This window comes from Pseudoflavonifractor sp. MSJ-37, from assembly GCF_018917965.1.
Classification (GTDB): Bacteria; Bacillota; Clostridia; order Oscillospirales; family Oscillospiraceae; genus Pseudoflavonifractor_A.
The window spans coordinates 24149-42010 of record NZ_JAHLPP010000004.1 but is presented as its reverse complement, the minus strand read 5'-3'; the positions used below and the strand labels follow the sequence as shown (position 1 = coordinate 42010).

Annotated in this window: 15 protein-coding genes, 1 other RNA gene and 2 pseudogenes; 10 read left to right on the top strand and 8 right to left on the bottom strand. The window is 58.7% G+C overall.

All coding sequences use genetic code 11. The annotated features are described in order from the left end of the window. Nucleotides 1-22 precede the first annotated feature (22 nt). The gene (locus tag KQI12_RS08985; RefSeq protein WP_216572632.1) at nucleotides 23-1081 is read right to left on the bottom strand and encodes a GTP-binding protein; all 1059 of its coding nucleotides are present in this window, start codon (nucleotides 1079-1081) and stop codon (nucleotides 23-25) included. Nucleotides 1082-1567: 486 nt separating this feature from the next. Here KQI12_RS08985 and gdhA point away from each other — a divergent pair, with 486 nt between their 5' ends. The 4 genes and pseudogenes from gdhA to KQI12_RS08965 form a co-directional block, all read left to right on the top strand. Beyond that, entirely contained in the window at nucleotides 1568-2905 is a 1338-nt protein-coding gene (gene gdhA / locus KQI12_RS08980) for an NADP-specific glutamate dehydrogenase (RefSeq protein WP_216572630.1), read from the top strand. Between the two features lie 126 nt (nucleotides 2906-3031). Further along, entirely contained in the window at nucleotides 3032-3955 is a 924-nt protein-coding gene (locus tag KQI12_RS08975) for a LysR family transcriptional regulator (protein WP_216572628.1), read from the top strand. A gap of 145 nt (nucleotides 3956-4100) precedes the next feature. Then, entirely contained in the window at nucleotides 4101-5216 is a 1116-nt protein-coding gene (locus KQI12_RS08970) for a 5-methyltetrahydropteroyltriglutamate--homocysteine S-methyltransferase (protein ID WP_216572627.1), read from the top strand. Nucleotides 5217-5274: 58 nt separating this feature from the next. Beyond that, a pseudogene (locus KQI12_RS08965) lies at nucleotides 5275-5424 on the top strand (transposase); the annotation flags it as partial. 417 nt (nucleotides 5425-5841) lie between these two features. Here KQI12_RS08965 and KQI12_RS08960 read toward each other — a convergent pair. Next, complete coding sequence (locus KQI12_RS08960) at nucleotides 5842-7074, bottom strand: hypothetical protein (RefSeq protein WP_216572622.1); 1233 nt, start codon at nucleotides 7072-7074, stop codon at nucleotides 5842-5844. 103 nt (nucleotides 7075-7177) lie between these two features. Continuing rightward, nucleotides 7178-8023 (bottom strand): GIY-YIG nuclease family protein, encoded by an 846-nt coding sequence (locus tag KQI12_RS08955; RefSeq protein ID WP_216572618.1) that lies wholly within the window; start codon nucleotides 8021-8023, stop codon nucleotides 7178-7180. A 404-nt stretch (nucleotides 8024-8427) separates the two neighbouring features. On the opposite strand from KQI12_RS08955, the pseudogene KQI12_RS12800 reads away from it, so the two are divergent. Beyond that, a pseudogene (locus KQI12_RS12800) lies at nucleotides 8428-8673 on the top strand (zinc ribbon domain-containing protein); the annotation flags it as partial. A gap of 472 nt (nucleotides 8674-9145) precedes the next feature. Here KQI12_RS12800 and ssrA read toward each other — a convergent pair. The 4 genes from ssrA to KQI12_RS08930 all read right to left on the bottom strand — a co-directional run bounded on the left by ssrA (nucleotide 9146) and on the right by KQI12_RS08930 (nucleotide 11300). Continuing rightward, nucleotides 9146-9493, bottom strand: a transfer-messenger RNA (tmRNA) gene (gene ssrA / locus KQI12_RS08945). Between the two features lie 196 nt (nucleotides 9494-9689). Then, nucleotides 9690-10214, bottom strand: a complete 525-nt coding sequence (locus tag KQI12_RS08940) for a peptidylprolyl isomerase (RefSeq protein WP_216572616.1) — start codon at nucleotides 10212-10214, stop codon at nucleotides 9690-9692. Nucleotides 10215-10251: 37 nt separating this feature from the next. After that, nucleotides 10252-10722 (bottom strand): SsrA-binding protein SmpB, encoded by a 471-nt coding sequence (gene smpB / locus KQI12_RS08935; protein WP_216572615.1) that lies wholly within the window; start codon nucleotides 10720-10722, stop codon nucleotides 10252-10254. Nucleotides 10723-10775: 53 nt separating this feature from the next. After that, nucleotides 10776-11300 carry an adaptor protein MecA gene (locus tag KQI12_RS08930; protein WP_216572614.1) on the bottom strand — a complete coding sequence of 175 codons (525 nt, stop codon included), beginning with the start codon at nucleotides 11298-11300 and terminating at the stop codon, nucleotides 10776-10778. A gap of 202 nt (nucleotides 11301-11502) precedes the next feature. Between KQI12_RS08930 and KQI12_RS08925 the strand changes: the two genes are divergently transcribed. Genes KQI12_RS08925 through KQI12_RS08905 form a run of 5 tightly spaced genes read left to right on the top strand, consistent with a single transcriptional unit; the run spans nucleotide 11503 to nucleotide 16844 of the window. After that, nucleotides 11503-12039 (top strand): NUDIX domain-containing protein, encoded by a 537-nt coding sequence (locus KQI12_RS08925; protein WP_216572613.1) that lies wholly within the window; start codon nucleotides 11503-11505, stop codon nucleotides 12037-12039. A 42-nt stretch (nucleotides 12040-12081) separates the two neighbouring features. Continuing rightward, the gene (locus KQI12_RS08920; protein WP_216572612.1) at nucleotides 12082-12807 is read left to right on the top strand and encodes a response regulator; all 726 of its coding nucleotides are present in this window, start codon (nucleotides 12082-12084) and stop codon (nucleotides 12805-12807) included. Between the two features lie 58 nt (nucleotides 12808-12865). Further along, nucleotides 12866-14656: an ATP-binding protein gene (locus KQI12_RS08915; protein WP_253290947.1), complete on the top strand. Its 1791-nt coding sequence runs from the start codon at nucleotides 12866-12868 to the stop codon at nucleotides 14654-14656. After that, a complete protein-coding gene (locus KQI12_RS08910) occupies nucleotides 14643-15998 on the top strand; it encodes a hypothetical protein (RefSeq protein WP_216572610.1) in 1356 nt (451 codons plus the stop codon). Before KQI12_RS08915 ends, KQI12_RS08910 begins: the two co-directional genes overlap by 14 nt. 18 nt (nucleotides 15999-16016) lie before the next feature. Further along, a complete protein-coding gene (locus tag KQI12_RS08905; protein ID WP_216572609.1) occupies nucleotides 16017-16844 on the top strand; it encodes a hypothetical protein in 828 nt (275 codons plus the stop codon). A 389-nt stretch (nucleotides 16845-17233) separates the two neighbouring features. Here KQI12_RS08905 and KQI12_RS08900 read toward each other — a convergent pair whose 3' ends face one another. After that, nucleotides 17234-17860, bottom strand: coding sequence for a toprim domain-containing protein (locus KQI12_RS08900; RefSeq protein WP_216572608.1), 627 nt, complete (start codon nucleotides 17858-17860; stop codon nucleotides 17234-17236). Nucleotides 17861-17862: the final 2 nt, after the last annotated feature.

The following is a 17862-nucleotide window of genomic DNA, read 5'->3' as shown; positions in this document are numbered from 1 at the left end:
CATCCGGTCCCGTCCCGAACGCTTACCGCAGTTTGCCCAGACACTCGTCGAAGGCCTGGCAGATCGCCTCTTTGTCCATGTTCCGGCCGATGACGGCCAGACGGTTCTCCGGGCGGCGGTGGGTCCACCGGCCCATGGGGGTGGCGGTGATCTCCTGACCGGCCTGCTCGAAGAGGTAGGCGGTCTCCGGCTCCTCCTGGAACCAGATGGGCCCCTTGCACCGGATGATCGTATCCGGGAACCGCTGTCCGGCAAACGCAGTGAAGGCTTCCATGCGGAAGGGCCGCTTCTCCCGGTAGACGAAGGTGCTGATGCCGTACTCGTCGGTCTCCGGCTCCTCTTCCTCCCCTTCCATGAGGGCCTCCGCCCAGCCGGCGGACTGGGCGGCCTCCTCGAAGTCGAAGGCATACGTGTCCAGGATGTCGGCGCAGTCCACCGCGCCGTAGTTGGCCTCGATGATCCGGGCCGTGGGCTGGAGGGCCCGGATGACCTTCCGGACCGCCTGCTTGTCCTCCTCCGACACCATATCCACTTTATTGAGTATGATGGTATTGCAGAACTCGATCTGCTGGATCAGCAGGTTCTCCACATCGTTCTCCTCCAGATCCTTCCGCAGGAGGGCGGCGCCGTTGACGAACTCATCGGCCATGCGCTTGGCGTCCACCACGGTGACGATGTTGTCCAGCCGGCAGAGCTGGGGCAGGGCGTCCTCTCCCTTCTGGCTCCCGTCGATCAGGGTGAGGGTCTGGGCGATGGGCAGAGGTTCGCACACGCCGCTGGCCTCGATCAGGATATAGTCGAACCGGTCCATCCGGATCAGATCCATGACCTGGGCGATCAGGTCCATCTTCAGGGTACAGCAGATACAGCCGTTCTGCAGGGGCACCAGGCTCTGGTCCCCCTCCGTCACCTGTCCTCCCTCGGCGATCAGATCGGCGTCGATATTGATCTCGCCGATGTCGTTGACGATGACCGCGACCTGATAGCCCTGCTGGTTGCGCAGGACGTGGTTGAGCAGGGTGGTCTTGCCCGCCCCCAGATAGCCGGTGAGCAGAGTGATCGGCATGATTTGATGACTCATTGTATTCCTCCTAACGGATCATACGGAACGGCTCCGCCCATCCGGCCCTCCGGACGGTGTTTCGACCGGATCCCTCGTATTTCCCGGAAAAAGCTTACACCCCGCCGCCCCCTCTGTCAAGCGTCCCTGCTGTCCCATCCCCGCTCCGGCCGTAGTCCGCAGTAGACGTACAAAAGTGCGTCAAGACCGCTTTGAACTGATCCGTCGTTTTGACGGCAGTCGTTCGGCATCCGTCCCAATTTTGCAAGTAGCAATGCATCTTCATGCATATTTTTGACTTTTTCTTGAAAAAGCTATTGACAGCACAGCGGCAGGAAATTATAATAACACCCAACGCAACACTGGGGTGCATGTCTCAGAAGGCGGTGTTTTCCCCGCTTTTTTGTATGAGATCCCCGCGCCGTGATCTTGCAGCGCTTTTTCAAGCCTCATGCATTTTACATGGAATATGTACGCCGGAGCAGCAATGATCAGGAGGTTTTTCACATGGATTATATCGACCGCGCCTTGGCCGCCGTCAAGGAAAAGAACCGCTACGAGCCTGAGTTCCTTCAGACCGTCACCGAGGTGCTGGGCTCCCTGCGCCGGGTGGTGGAACAGCACCCCGAGTATGAGAAGGCCAAGCTCCTGGAGCGCATCACCGAGCCCGAGCGTGTCATCAGCTTCCGGGTGCCCTGGGTAGATGACAAGGGCGAGTACCAGATCAACCGCGGCTACCGTGTGCAGTTCAGCTCCTCCATCGGCCCCTATAAGGGCGGTCTGCGGTTCCACCCCAGCGTGGACCGGAGCATCCTGAAGTTCCTGGGGTTCGAGCAGATCTTCAAGAACTCCCTCACCGGCCTGCCCATCGGCGGCGCCAAGGGCGGCGCCGACTTCGACCCCAAGGGCAAGAGCGATGACGAGGTCATGCGCTTCTGCCAGAGCTTCATGAACGAGCTCTACCGCCACATCGGCCCCGACTGCGACGTGCCCGCCGGCGACATCGGCGTGGGCAGCCGTGAGGTGGGCTATCTCTACGGTCAGTATAAGCGCCTGACCCGCCAGTACTGCGGCGTGCTCACCGGCAAGGGCACCACCTATGGCGGCTCCCTGATCCGCACCGAGGCCACCGGCTATGGCCTGGTCTATCTGACCCACGAGATCCTCAGCCACCGCGGCAAGAGCCTGGAGGGCAAGCGGGTCGTGATCTCCGGCTCCGGCAACGTGGCCATCTATGCCGCCAAGAAGGCCCAGGAGCTGGGCGCCGTGGTGGTCACCATGTCCGACTCCAACGGCTATGTCTACGACAAGGACGGCATCGACGTGCCCGCCGTCCAGCAGATCAAGGAGGTCCACCGCGGCCGTATCAAGGAGTATGTGGCCGGCCACCCCTCCGCCGAGTATCACGAGGGCTGCAAGGGCGTGTGGAGCGTGCCCTGCGACATCGCCCTCCCCTGCGCCACCCAGAACGAGATCGATCTGGAGTCCGCTCAGTCCCTGCTGAAGAACGGCTGCTGGATGGTCTCCGAGGGCGCCAATATGCCCTCCACGCTGGAGGCCGTGGCCGCCTTCCAGAAGGCCGGCATCCTCTTTGCCCCCAGCAAGGCGGCCAACGCCGGCGGCGTGGCCATCTCCGCTCTGGAGATGAGCCAGAACAGCCTGCGCCTGTCCTGGAGCGCCGAGGAGGTGGACCAGCGCCTGAAGGAGATCATGGCCCACATCTATGAGAGCATGTCCGCCGCCGCCGCCGAGTACGGCGACAGCCCCGAGGACTTCGTCACCGGCGCCAACGCCGCCGGCTTCCTGAAGGTCGCCGAGGCCATGATGGCCCAGGGTCTGGTGTAAGCCTTCCTTTTGCCCCTCTCTTTCTTTCGATACACCTCTCTGCACGAGCTGAGCCCCGCGTCATCCTGGCGCGGGGTTCGGCTTTGTGTTATAATGGGCACGCTTTATACGGAAAGGAGCATCCCTATGACGATCCAACAGCTCCGCTATGTGGTGGCCGTGGCGGCCAAGGGCACCATCAGCGGCGCGGCCAAGAGCCTCTTCATTTCCCAGCCCACCCTCACCGGAGCCATCAAGGACCTGGAGCGGGAGCTGGACCTCACCATCTTCAGCCGCACCAACCGTGGCGTGGTCCTCTCCCGGGAGGGCGAGGAGTTTTTGGGCTATGCCCGTCAGGTGGTGGAGCAGATGGAGCTCCTGGAGGAGAAATACACCGGCCGCCCCAAGGGCCGCCAGGAGTTCTGTGTCTCCGCCCAGCACTACTCCTTCGTGGTAGAGGCCTTCGTGGACCTGCTCCGGGAGCACGGCGGTGACGAGTATGACTTCCGCATCCGGGAGACCCAGACCTATGAGATCCTGGAGGACGTGGCCCATCTGCGCAGTGAGGTGGGCGTCCTCTATCTGAACCGCTTCAACGAGGATATCCTCCGCAAGGCCATGAAGGCCCAGGAGCTGGTGTTCCAGCCCCTCTTCACCGCCAGGCCCCATGTGTTCATCAGCTCCTCCAGCCCCCTGGCGGCCAAGGAAGCCCTGACGCTGGACGATCTGGCCCCCTACCCCCGCCTCTCCTATGAGCAGGGGGAGCACAACTCCTTCTATTTCTCCGAGGAGATCCTCAGCACGCTGGAGCGGAAGAAGAACATCCTGGTCCGAGACCGTGCCACCCTCTTCAACCTGCTGGTGGGACTGGACGGCTACACGATCTGCAGCGGCGTCATCAACGCGGAGCTGAACGGCGCTTTCATCGTGGCCCGCCCCCTGCTGGTGGACGACTCCATGGAGGTGGGGTACATCACCCACAGCAAGGCTCTCCCCGGCTATCTGGGCCGGCAGTATATCGAGGCCCTCAAGCGCCGCACTCAGGGCATGGGCACAGCGGCGGAGCCCTGACCACGAGGTCTGGCTATCGGTCTTTCCGATGGCTGGACCTCGTTTTTTGGTATTTTACATACCACGGAGATAGGGATATACTATCATCCATCACCGTCCACGCGGCCCGGCCGCCATCTCTGAGACCAGAAAGGAACCGATCACCATGAGCAACGCACATATCCCCTTCCGTTATGACTATGTGGGCAGCTTCCTGCGCCCTGACGTTTTGAAACAGGCCCGCGCCGACTTCGAGGCCGAGATCATCTCCCGTGAGGCCCTGACCGCCGTAGAGGATGCCGCCATCCGCGATCTGGTGGCCAAGCAGAAGAAGGCCGGTTACTCCGTCATTACCGACGGCGAGTTCCGTCGGGCTACCTGGCACCTGGACTTCATGTGGGGCTTCCAGGGCGTGGGCCACAGCCGCACGGACACCGGTCTCCCCTTCCATGACGAGGCCGCCCTGATCGACGACACCTATCTCACCGGCAAGATCTCTGTGGACCATCACCCCTTCGTGGACCACTTCAAGTTCGTGAAGGCCCTGGAGGACGCGCACACCGTGGCCAAGCAGACCATCCCCGCCCCCGCTCAGTTCCTGGAGCAGATGATCATGCCCATGAACATCCAGGGGACCCGGACCTTCTACGCCACCACGCAGGAGCTGATCGACGACATCGCCGCCGGATACCGGAAGGTGATCCGGGCGCTCTATGATGCCGGATGCCGGAACATCCAGCTGGACGACTGCTCCTGGGGCGTGTGTGTGGATCCCAATGCGCTGGGCTTCTTCGGCACCGACGCCGCCGGTCTGGCCGAGGTGGAGGAGCAGCTCCTGGCCGTCAACGACCTGGCCCTCCGGGACAAGCCCGCAGACCTGACCGTCACCACCCACATCTGCCGGGGCAACTTCCATTCCACCTGGGCCTGCCAGGGCGGGTACGACGCGGTGGCCGAGCTGGTCTTTGGCCGGGAGGACGTGGACGCCTACTATCTGGAGTTCGATGACGAGCGCTCCGGCAGCTTCGCGCCGCTGAAGGCCGTCTCCGGCGACAAGAAGGTGGTGCTGGGCCTCATCACCACCAAGTCCCCGGTGCTGGAGCAGAAGAACGCGGTGATCGCCCGGATCCACGAAGCCGCCCAGTACCTTCCTCTGGACCGTCTCTGCCTGAGCCCCCAGTGCGGCTTTGCCTCCTGCGAGGTGGGCAACAAGCTCACCGAGGAAGAGCAGTGGGCCAAGCTGACGCTGGTCAAGGAGATCGCCGAAGAAGTCTGGGGCTGATCCCGCCTCCTGCGATATCTATGTCTCTATGTTCACCTGTCCCCGCGGCCAGGAACTTCGCCATACCACAACAAACCGAGAGGGCACAAGAAGGGGCAAAAAAATCTATGCCCAGCGAAAAGACACCATCGAGAGGGTCTTTGCGGATGCAAAAGAGAACCATACGATGCGTTATACACACCACCGAGGCTTGGCCACAGGCACCAGATAGCTCAGGCTTAAATTTGCTGCCATGGGCCTGAAAAAGCTGGCAGAGTGGAGTTGGAAGAACTCCATTCTTTCACATTGTTCGTCTATTTTTGTCCTAATTATAAAGGATCCCCCGCTTTTGCTTGCTGAAAGCGGGGGATCCTTTGACAGTCTGAGGGCCGGAACGGCCCTTTTCGCGGCCTGTGTCGTGTGCATTTTCATCTGTAATTCCATCTGTAATTTATTCGATCGTACGCGCATTTCAACCCATCACAGGTGCTTCCCCGCAATGCGTTTACGATACCAGCAAGCCGTTGCGAGAGTAAGGAAAAATCCCGTATCTACTGCGGTACAGTAGGTACGGGATTGGTGGACCTGGGCGGGCCAAATAAGAACTTGTGGTGTTTTGCGGGAGGAGCTGTGTATACAGTCATTATCAATTAACGGTTTCTTCCTCTGCAATATCTTCCTCAATAAGTTCATCTGAAACTGTCTCGTTATCTGTTAAGGCTTCCGGCAAATCTTTTTCTGCACTTTCAATTTTTAAATATTCAAATGTCTCTGCAAGCTCTGTAGCAGATGCTTCGAGTTTCTTGGTATCAACACCCAACCCCTTTAATCGTTCGAGAATAGACACTTTCTTTTCAAGATTATTGAGTTTCTTCTCTTCAATCTCTAATGGCAACATTTTGGTTTCTTTCTCTAATTGTAGTTTCGCTCGCTTTGTCGCAATATATTCTCGATCAACTTCTGTAGGTAAAGTAAGGAGACTTTTTATAAATGTTGGTATTGCTTCTGGTTTAACAACAGAAATTGTACCGATAGTTAAACCCGCCAAAATTTTTACAGCATCCAAACACTGTGGAATAACTTCTACAATTTGGAAATCGACTGGCCCCGGCGAAGCAATATGGACTTGTGCCGAAATATTATCTTCGCTTACTAATTCACACCAACAATCTGTAGCTGCCCATAGTAACTTTGAAAGGGTTCGCGGCCCAACAGGAGAAGTGCGATTTATGTGATACACAATATTAAGATTTTGCTGATAGCTATAAGTATCATACAAAACCCCAAGTATGCTTCTCCAATAGTCATCAAAATTGCTAATACCATGATAATTTGAAATAGCCTTGAATAGTTTTCCATCAATTTCTGAAGATTTTAATGTTTTCAACGGAGTTATCTTTCGACGCTTGCGGTAGGGGCATGATACCTCGTTTATTTGGACATCTTTTTTCTCAATACGAGCAATTATTTCCTTTTCAATCTCATATGTCTTGCTTTCTTCCTCATAATATTCGCCCGCAATAGCAATGGTAATATATTCCGAACCCGCATTTGGAATTACAATATAATCTCCCGGCTTGACATCGTGAATAAAACTCTCACATTTATTTATAACAGTAGTTGGCCTCTTTATTTCTTCATAATCCAGCAAAACTTGATCTTTCAATGCTTCTTGATTCGCTTCTGAAAAATCAGTAGCTGATGTAATTGTATTCCATGCTAAGGCAACAAAGTCATTAGAGATAAATTCATTGTAAAAATACCCTTTTTTAGTACGAATCATCCAAAACCTTGTTTCATCTTTGATTATTCGAAGGTCGTACGCAAGAATTGCATCAAGAAAGGCTTGCTCTTGTGTAAACTGTTCTAGATCATTCATACATCTGTCCTTCTTTCTTTTGAATACTGTTTAATGTAATCTTTTAATTATTTTACACATATAGTCTTCTGATTTCAACCACAACTTACCATTCTGCTAGCGTCTAGTTATCGTTCAATCCAAACTGAATCGACCACAGCTTTTTCTTATACAACTGCTCATACTCCAACACTTCGTGCCTATCTCTTTTGATGGGGAATACCTCCAGAATGGAATACTGAAAATTGCTGCAATAGTCGGCATCGGCGGTGATAAGCTCCTTGAGGCGCTTATTGCCGCCGTGTTTCGTCTTGGCGTATTCGCTCCACCGTCCCCAGATACCACCCTGTTCGCCACTGGCGGAGCCGACATAGTGCTTACCAGTTTTGGTATCCGTAATAAGATATACCCCCGCCACGGCGGACAGCTTTTCTTCCCACTCCTTGTAGGCCGCTTTGTTGTAGACAATTTTGTGAAGAGCCTCAAAGGAAAGCAGTACCTTGTCATAGCTGATAAAGCTGATTTCAGATACGGCAGGGCGGATTTCCAATAATTCCTTCTCCGTTGTACCGTTCTGGCACCAGTTGATAGCCCCCTTGCCCCAATCAATCACAAGGCGGTCTTTCATATCAGCAAGCAAATCCGTCTTGGCTAGCTCATATACCACAGACTTGTCCTCGGTCATACCGCCGTCCGGTGTAAAATCATCTGGGAATTGGGCGCGGCGATAGGGCTTGAAATCGCCTACCCGGTAACAGCCTTGAAAAACGCCATTTGTTCCCTCTGTCCCTAAAAAGCTGATGACCATGTCACAGTTCTTGAAGCGTGTAGGGGACTGCACTGATTGATACAGTTCCAAATATCCTTGTTCAAAGTTAGCAGCCACCACCTCATTTGTAAGATTGTGACGAATCAGCTTTACTCTGTCCCAGTTGATTTGCTTTCCAGCCAATAGCTCTTGAAATTTCATGGTATCCGTCCTTCTCTCTGTTTTTTTGAATTCATACCCACATGATAAAGCATCTTTTGGCGCATCGCAATAGATTACACATAAAAATATAAGTGTAAAAATAGCATGTATTTAACACGCGGTTTTTCATCTATACTTGTGCCAAGAGGTGAGGCTATGTTTAAGGTCAGCAAACCCGAAATGGTCAACAAGACATTTCGAATGCCGGCAGAGTTGGTTGAGCGGTTAAATGTAGTAGCACAAGCCCAAAAGGTTTCTTTGAACAATCTAGTGTGCCAATGCTGCGAATACGCGCTTGATAATCTGTCAAATCAAAAAGAGGATTCTCCGCAACAAGCGGTATATTGGAGTTTACACTTACAGAGGCACAGAGACCCCGGACGGATTGCCCCGGATTATCAGCGATGACTTTGTTTTATGAGGTGCAGGATATGATGGACAAAAAGAAAAAAGCCCCTGCGCGTGCAAAGGCCTTCGAAAATTACATATTGAGCACCAAACTATTCTGCGGGTATTGTCAGGCTGCTATGACAGGCATTAGCGGAACCAGCAAGACTGGAACCAAGTATCACTACTACCAGTGTGTGGCCAACCGCCGGGACAAGTCCTGCCATAAAAAGACTGTCAGCAAAGCATATATTGAGGATTTGGTAATCAAGGAAACCAGAAAACTGTTGACCAAGGAAAATATTGGCCGAATCGCCAAAGAAGTCATGCGGCTTTGTGAACAGGAGAAAGACACAGATAACCTCAAGCGACTCAAAAAGCTCCTAAAAGAAAACGAGCGGGCTACAGAAAATCTCTTTAAGGCCCATGAAAGGGGTCAAATCGTCGATGTGATTGCGGAGCGTATCTCCCAGAAGAAACGGGAACGCAACGAGCTGGAACAGCAGATTCTTGTGGAGACTTCCTCCCACCCTACGCCCACGGTCAATGAAGTGCGGTTCTTCCTGAACCAGTTCCGTAAAGGCGATGTAAATGACCTGAAATACCGTCAGGCCTTAGTGGATACTTTTGTCAACAGGATTTACCTCTATGATGACAAAATGACTGTCCTGTATAACACACAGGACAGCCATTCTGATGTGACCATCGACGATTTGAGTTCGTCTAGGGTCGCTTTGGTGGAGGCGGGGGGAGTCGAACCCCCGTCCGAAAACGTTTCAGCAGGAACCTCTCCGGGCGCAGACGGTTTTTTACGATTCCCTAACTCTGACGCGAGCCATCACGCTTCAAAGGTCGGTAGCTTCATGATTCATGGTGCGCTCAAAGCTTTGCGCACGCACGGGCACCACTAAACGACGCCCAGACCCGGCTCGTGGTCCTTCCGGGCAGGACGGCCGCTATCAAGCAGCGGCGAGAACGACGTTATCGTTGTTCTTTGATTTATAAGTTGCCCATTTTTAGGGTGCTAGGCGCACCCGCCCGCTATTCCTGCCTCTGCGTCCCCGTCGAAACCAGTACGCCCCCTCGTCGTCGGGACAAGCTACACCGCCTCACGGCGAAAGCTTGCTCGTTCCGCTATCTCTCTTCCCGCTTCGCTGGGATCCCATCGGAGGCCCGCTTGGCGGGAGGTGAAAGAGATATGGGGCTCCTCTCTGGGGAGGAGCGGATATCCGCTCCCGCCCCCTGAAGGTCAGGGAGCGGGAGATAGGATCGGTTTGGATCAGACCTTCTCAGGCGCGGGATAGTCCACACCGAAGGTCTCCACGGTGACGGACTTCATGCGCTGGTCCTGCTTGGGCCGGTCCATGGCATCCGTCGCCACGTTCACGATGGCGTCAGCCACGTCCATGCCCTCGATGACCTTACCGAAGGCGGCATACTGGCCATCGAGATGGGGAGCCTTCTCCACCATGATGAAGAACTGGCTGCCGGCGGAGTTGGGATGCATGGCGCGGGCCATGGAGAGCACGCCCCGGTCATGCTTCAGGGTGTTCTGACGGAAGCCGTTGCCGGAGAACTCTCCCTTGATGGAGTAGCCCGGACCACCCATACCGGTGCCCTGGGGGCAGCCACCCTGGATCATGAAGCCAGGAATCACGCGGTGGAAGATGAGGCCGTCATAGAAGCCGCTCTTCACCAGACTGATGAAGTTGTTCACAGAGTTGGGGGCCACATCGGGATAGAGCTCGGCGACCATCTTGCCGCCGTCCTCCATCTCGAAGGTGACGATGGGGTTCTGAGCCATGGGAACATACGTCCTTTCTGTTGAGAGATGGCTGGGATCAGCCGTATCTGCGCTGGGTCTTCATGGTGCGGTCCATCTCGCGCTTGGCGTCCTTGGCCGCAGCCGCGTCCCGCTTGTCATAGAGCTTCTTGCCCTTGGCGAGACCGACCTCCAGCTTGACCCTGGAATCTTTGAAGTAGACGGACAGAGGGACCAGAGAGTAGCCGTCCTGCTTCACCTTGGCGAAGAGGCGGAGGATCTCTCTCTTGTGCATCAGGAGCTGGCGGGGGCGGCGGGGGTCCTTATTGAAGATGTTGCCCTTCTCATAAGGACTGATGTGCATCCCATGGACCTGCATCTGCCCATCTTTGATGAGACAGAACGAGTCCTTCAGGTTCACATTGCCCTGCCGGATGGATTTGACCTCGGTGCCCGCCAGAGCGATGCCGGCCTCGTAACGATCCTCGATGAAATAGTCATGGAAGGCCTTGCTGTTTTTGGCGATCAGCTTCGTTCCTCTGCGGTCCACGGTCTCACCTCCTGATGTTCCATATCTATCGTACCAATATTATACCACAGCTGTCAAGGGAAGAAACGGGGGGAACGTTCATTTTCCGCCGTGCCGTATGGAAGGATCCGTTCCAAAGCCCGCTCCGGGAAGATGAGGGCCCCGTGCTCCGCCAGCCGGGCGGAAAGCCAGGGGCGGTCCCGGACTGGGGCTCCGAACTCAGAGAGATGGGCCGCCCAGCCCTCCTCGGTGCGGGGGATGGAGAGCCACCACTGGTCCCGCCACCAGTAGAGGGCGGCCTCTGGAGGCGGGTCTGGCCGGGTGCGGACGGCGGCGGTCAGGTCCTCCAGATCATCAAAACAGCACCACAGATATTGGGCCGGCCGGACCCGGAGGAAGATGAGGGCCCCGGCCTCCCCGGGGAACATCTCCAGCTCCGCCGAACCCTCCGGATCCAAATCGGCGGAGCGGCAGGCCGCCCGGCAGAGGGGGAGGATCTGGGCGAGCGTCAGCTCCACTCCGGAGAGCCCCCTCTCCCGCAGGTCTGCCGGAGAGAGATAGAGCAGGGCGCTGTCGGGGCCGATGGGCTGGATGGTCATGGCAGTCTCTCCTTTCAAAGCCCCTGCGGACCGCAGGGCGCGGATATCCCTATGATGATACCATGTCCCGCCCGCCGGGGACAGCGGTAATGTTTGCCCGGCCGGTGAAGGCCGGAGGGGGTGGCGGAGCGGTGGTTTTTGTGATACACTAGAAAATACTGATGACATCGTCCGGGCCGGGCCCGGGGAAGGAGCGTATCCTATGGAACTGCTGGAAAAGACTGTCTCTTCTGAGATCAAGTTCAAGGGACATATCGTCACTCTGCGGCTGGATCAGGCCGAGCTGCCCAACGGACGCATCGCCTCCCGGGAGGTGGTGGAGCACCCCGGCGGCGTAGTCATCCTGCCCCTCCACGATGACGGCACCGTCACGCTGGTGCGGCAGTTCCGCTATCCCTTCCGGAAGGTGATCGCGGAGCTCCCCGCCGGCAAGCTGGAGCATGGCGAGGACCATCGGCTGGCCGCCCTCCGGGAGCTGAGCGAGGAGGTGGGCGCTGTCCCCGGCGAGCTGACGTATCTGGGCTGCCTTTACACCTCCCCCGGCTTCTCCAGCGAGGTGCTCCATATGTATCTGGCCCGGGAGCTGACACAGGGAGAGAGCCACCCAGACGAGGACGAGTTCCTGGAGAGGGAGCGCATCCCGTTCCAGACCCTGATCGACCAGATCATGTCGGGGGAGATCGCTGACGGCAAGACCGTGGCGGCCGCCCTCAAGGCGAAGGTCCTGCTGGGACTGTGAGCCCTTCCGAGATAGAGAGAACGACCAAGAGGAGGGAAGAGCATGAAGAAGCGAGTCCTGATCGTGGAGGATGAGAAGAACATCGTGGACATCCTCAGCTTCAACCTGACGAAGGAGGGCTATGAGACGCTGGAAGCCTATGACGGAGAGGCCGGCCTCCAGCTGGCTCTGGAACAGCATCCGGACCTGGTCCTGCTGGACCTGATGCTCCCCAAGAAGAACGGCTTCGACGTGTGCAGGGCCTTTCGGGAGAAGGACCGGAGCACGCCGGTGCTCATGCTCACCGCCCGCGAAGAGGAGACCGACAAGGTCATGGGGTTGGAACTGGGTGCCGACGACTACATCACCAAACCCTTCTCCATGCGGGAGCTCCTGGCACGGGTGAAGGCCAATATCCGCCGCACCGAGGTGCTCCAGGATGCCGCGGCCCAGACTGCGCCCGGGCCGCAGGAACACGTGGACCAGATCGTCCAGGGCCGCATCCGCATCGATACCGGAGCCATGGTGGTCTATAAGGATGGGATGCCGCTGGACCTGACCCAGCGGGAGTATGAGCTGATCCGCTTCCTGGCCGCTCAGCCCGGGAAGGTGTTCTCCCGGGAGGTCCTGATGGAGCGCGTCTGGAACTATGAGGGCTATGTGGGCGATGTACGGGCCGTGGACGTGGCCGTCCGCCGGCTCCGGGAAAAAGTGGAGGATGACCCGGCCTCCCCCCAGTTCATCCTCACCCGGAGAGGACTGGGCTACCTGTTCCACGGGGAAGAGTGACCACCGGCTGGACCGCGCCGGGAAATGAGGGATGCCATCCATGTTCCGCAGTCTGCATATGAAGCTCGTACTCATCATGACCCTGCTCATCGTGTCGCTGATGACGGTGGTGGGCGCGTTCCTCGTGAACTCCGTGGTGAGCTACTATATCCATGATTTCTACGCCCGGATGGAGGAGGTGTTCGCGCAGGACACCGAGTTGGTCAACGATCTGCGCAGCTCTACCCAAGGGGAGGAGAACGGCGCGGAGATGATCGCCAAGATCCTGGAGGCCAACAACGGTGCCCTGGGCGTGGACGGCCGCAGCCGGAACTACTATGTCCTGGACAGTACCGGCCAGTGTCTGGAGACCTCCGACAGCCAGAGCGACCCGGTCCTGGACTTCCAGTCCCTGAACCTGAGCCTGGCCCTGAACGGCCGGGACGGCGGCTATGAGTGCGACGCATCCGATGATTATATGGACGTGGCCTATCCCATCCGGCGGGGGGATGGGGACTACATCGTCTATATCTACGATGACCGGGCCAGTATCTCCGAGCTGAACAGCGCTCTGGTGGACCTGATCCTCAAGTCCCTGTTCTTCGGACTGGCGATCTCGGTGCTCCTGTCCTTCCTCATGTCCAAGACCATGGTGATCCCCATCGAGCATCTGACCGAGGGAGCCGAGCGGGTGGCCGAGGGGGACTTCTCCCACAAGCTGGAGGTGGCCTCCCGGGACGAGATCGGCGTCCTGACGGGCACGTTCAACACCATGGCCCAGCGCCTCCAGGAGACCCTCCGTGAGGTGCAGAACGAGCGCAACAAGCTGGACACCCTCTTCCGCTACATGACCGACGGTGTGGTGGCCTTCTCTGCGGCGGGAGCGGTGATCCACGCCAACCCGGCCGCCGAGGAGATGCTGGGCCGGCCCATCCCTGTGGCCAGTGAGGAGACCGGAGACGAGCCCAGCTACAACTACGAATTCCTCTTCGGCGACATCGCCCCTCTGGATGCGGTGCTGGCGGTGGAAGATGACGGCTGTCTCAGCGGTACCCGGGAGGTAGGCGGCCGCAGTCTGGAGCTTCGTCTGGCCCCCTTCTACCGAGAGCGCCAGGGCGGCGTGCTGGTGCTGATCCACGATGTGACAGAACAGCATAAGACGGAGGAGATGCGCCGGGAGTTCGTGGCCAATGTGTCCCACGAGCTCCGCACCCCTCTGACCAATATCCGGAGCTATGCCGAGACGCTGGTGGACAGCGCCGGGGAGATGCCCCCGCACATGGAGAAAAACTTTCTGGGGGTCATCCTCAGTGAGAGCGACCGCATGACCCATATCGTCCAGGATCTGCTCACCCTGTCCCGGTTCGATTCGGGGCACAGCGGGCTCAAGCTGGCGCCCTTCCCCTTCGGACAGGCGGTGCAGGATGTGTACGATGCCAACCGCATGGAGGCCCAGCGCCATGGTCATGATATGCGCGTCCTGCTGGAGCCTGACCTGCCGCCGGTCATCGGCGACCGGGAGCGGATCGTGCAGGTGATGATGAACATCGTATCCAACTCCATCAAGTACACCCCGGACAACGGCAAGATCCTGATCCAGGCCGGCCGCATCGGGCAGAAGGTGTGGATGGAGGTGTCGGACAACGGCATCGGCATCCCGCAGGAGGACCGCGCCCGGATCTTCGAGCGGTTCTACCGGGTGGACAAGGCCCGTTCCAGGGAGTCCGGCGGCACCGGTCTGGGCCTTTCCATCGCCAAGGAGATCGTGGACCGGCACGAGGGCAGCCTCCGGCTGGTGGACCGTCCCGGTCCCGGCCTGACGGTACGCATGGAATTGAAGGTGGAGGGGCCCAGCCATGAAGCTGCGTGATGTGGTCCCCGCCCCCCGGTCCCGGCGGCGGAGCGTCATCGAGTTGGGCAAGGATCTGCTGATCCTCCTGCTGGTATGCTCGGCGGTCTACCTGTCCGCCCGGAGCCAGCTCTACCATATCAGCGGCGACAGCTGGCTGGGCCAGATCGTGGAGCGGGTCCGGGGAGAGGCGCTCCCCACCGTCGCCCCGGCGGGGCAGGGCACTTGGGACGGCACGGTCCATCCGGTGCGTCTGGCGGTCTGTCTGCCGGGGGAGACCGTCCTGCGCTATGGCGTACAATATGATGAGGAACAGCTGGACCGGGACTATGCGGCGCTGGAGGGCTTCCTCAGCGAGGCTTTGGCCAGCGCCCGGGACCCGGAGAAGATCAGTGAGCGGGCCTGGCGGGAAGCTCTGAGCACCCCAGGAGTCTACTTCGGCCTGCTGGGGACGGTGCCCATGCAGGCCCTGTGCCGCTGGTCGGCAGAGGGCGGCGCGGCGGCGGAGCTGTCCGGCTCCGTCCGGCGACTGATCCTGGTGGAGCAGGCCGGGGCGGAGACCGCCGTACTCTGCTACCGGAACGAAGAGGACGGCTCATACTATGCCTGCGCCACATCCGTGCTGATCGAGGGCTATTTGGAGCAGGCCCTTTGGGACTATACCGACAACGGTGCCCGCTTCGCCTACGAGCTGTCCGGTGAGGACTATGCCGAGCTGGCCCCGGAGACCATGATCCTGCCAGACGCTCCGACGCCGGAGCGCTATCAGGCGGCTGGAGGACTGGACCTGGCGGATGACGCGGTCCGGGGTGAGCTGGAGCGTCTCTTGGGCTTCCGGGGGACGGACTACGCCGTGCCCGGCGAGTGGGTGCTCCGGGACGGGGACACCCTGCGCCTCTCCGAGGACGGGACTCTAGCCTATGACTCCGCCGGACAGGAGGGGGCCGCCCGCTATCCGGTGGCGGGAGACGACGCGGCCTCTGCTCTGGATGTGGTCTGGTCTCTGCTGAACGACGCGGAGACCGCCTGGAGCGGCGGGGCGAACGCCGCCTCGCTCTGCCTGTGGAGCGCGGAGATGCCGGCGGATGGAGCCTGGAGCTTCACCTTCTCCTATGTGCTGGACGGAGCGCCTGTGTTGGTGGATGGGAAGCCCGCCGCGGTGTTCCAGATCGAGGATGGACATATCGCCCGCTATGAGCTGTGTCTGCGCAGCTATACCGCGGTCGGAGAGACCGCGCTGGTCCTCCCGGAGCGGCAGGCCGCCGCCGCTCTGCGGGGACTGGAGATGGAGGGACAGCGGGAGCTGGCGCTCTGCTATGAGGACAGCGGCGGGACGGTGGATGTCGTCTGGACGGCCCGCTAAGATCGGGAGGGACAGCCTTTGGAATGGTCCAAGATCAAAAACATCATCCTGCTGATCCTGCTCCTGCTCAACGGGTTCCTTTTGGTGATCGCGATGGGGCAGGACCAACAGCGCCGTTCCAGCCGGGAGCAGGCGTTGAGCCAGGTGCTCCAGACCATGGAGGCCAACGGCGTCACCGTGTCCCGCTCCGGACTGCCTCAGGGATCCGCCCTGTATCCGCTCCAGATCGATCGGGAGTCTATGCAGACCAGCCGGGAGCAGGCGGAGGCCCTGCTGGGCGACTGTGAGCAGAGGGAGGAGCGGGGCGGTGTCCGGATGACCTACACGAGCGCCGCCGGATGGCTGGAGTCCTTCAGCAACGGCCGCCTCCAAGCAGAGCTGGAGGAAGGAGCCGTGCCGCTGAACGGGACGGCTACGCTGGTCCACGCCCTGAGCGTACTGGAGCGGCTGGGAGTGGATGCCGTCCTCCTGAGTCAGGAGGACGGCGCACAGGAGCAGACGCTGACCTTCCGGCAGACGCTGGACGGGGTACCGGTGTTCGGCTGTGAGCTGACCCTGACCTATGAAGGAGGAGACCTGCGGCGCATCGAGGGCCGCCGCTTTTTCGGCGAGACGGTGCGGAGCGGCCCCTCGGAGATGCTCAACGTGCCTACAGTGCTGATCCGGTCCCTGGGCCAGCGGAACGAGACCGGCCGGATGTCCAGCGAGATCCGCTCCCTGACCGCCGGATACCAGTATTCCGGCGGCCGGCCATACAGTCTGGTCCCGGTGTGGTGCGTCGAGACCGACACCGGCACCAGCATCCTGGACGGCGCCACTGGCGCCCTTCGGGACGAACGGCGATGATATATTTTGTATTTATTCAGAAACTGATCTCATCTGATCCAAATGAGGCGCTGTTCATGAGGATAAAAGAAGCGTTATCCAGTCCTTTCTTCGAAGACTCTGAGTATAATGCATCTTTTACGAACTCTTTCAAGATATCTGCGTTCATCGAGGCCTTTGACTAATTTGTATCGTAATCGAAAACGCCTCCACAAAGCGTTATAAGCTCTTATTTGGCCCGCCCAGGTCCACCGATCCCGTACCCACTGCACCGCAGTAGGTACGGGATCTTTCTTCCCTCCTGCAAGACTTTCGCCCATCGCATATGACTCCCTGCGCATTGCCCATGCCGCCCGATCCATCGCCCGCACGATTTCAAAATGCACACGACACAAACCGTGAAAAGCGTGTCACACACCTGCTCGATCCGCTCCGTTCCATCCGTCCAGCCGGTCCACTGCCGCCCGGTAGGCATCGTAGCCGTACATCCGGTCCAGCACGTCCAGCAGGGCATTGGCCGTCAGATGCTCTGGCAGATCCAGAGCGTTCAGGAGGGCCTTGCGCTTCTCTGCCGCGCCAGGGCCGCCGGCCAGGCCGTCCATCATCAGATCTGCCTTGGTGATCCTCCGTCCGGCAGGGCAGTCCTCCCCAGACTTCTCCAGGAACGTGGCCCCCGCCTTGCGCAGGGCCTCCACCAGCACCTCCGGCCGCATCCCTTCCACGCCCAGCTTGCCCTCTTTCCCGGGCTGACGCTTCCGGCGCTCCTTGCCATACCGGTCTGGGATGTACGCCTGCTTCACCCGGTCCTGCGGGATGCTCCCTTTGAGGAAATTGCGGATCACGAAGCCCGCCCCGTCCGAGTCGGTGAAGACGATCAAGCCCCGCTCCTCCGCCAACTTCCGCAGGAAGGCGAGCTGTTCCTTGTCCTTGAAGATCCCGAAGCCAGAGGTCTCCACGATCATGGCGTCCACCACCTGAGAGAGCGTGTTCTTGTCGTACCGGCCCTCTACCACGATGGCCTCTTGGATATGCAGCATGG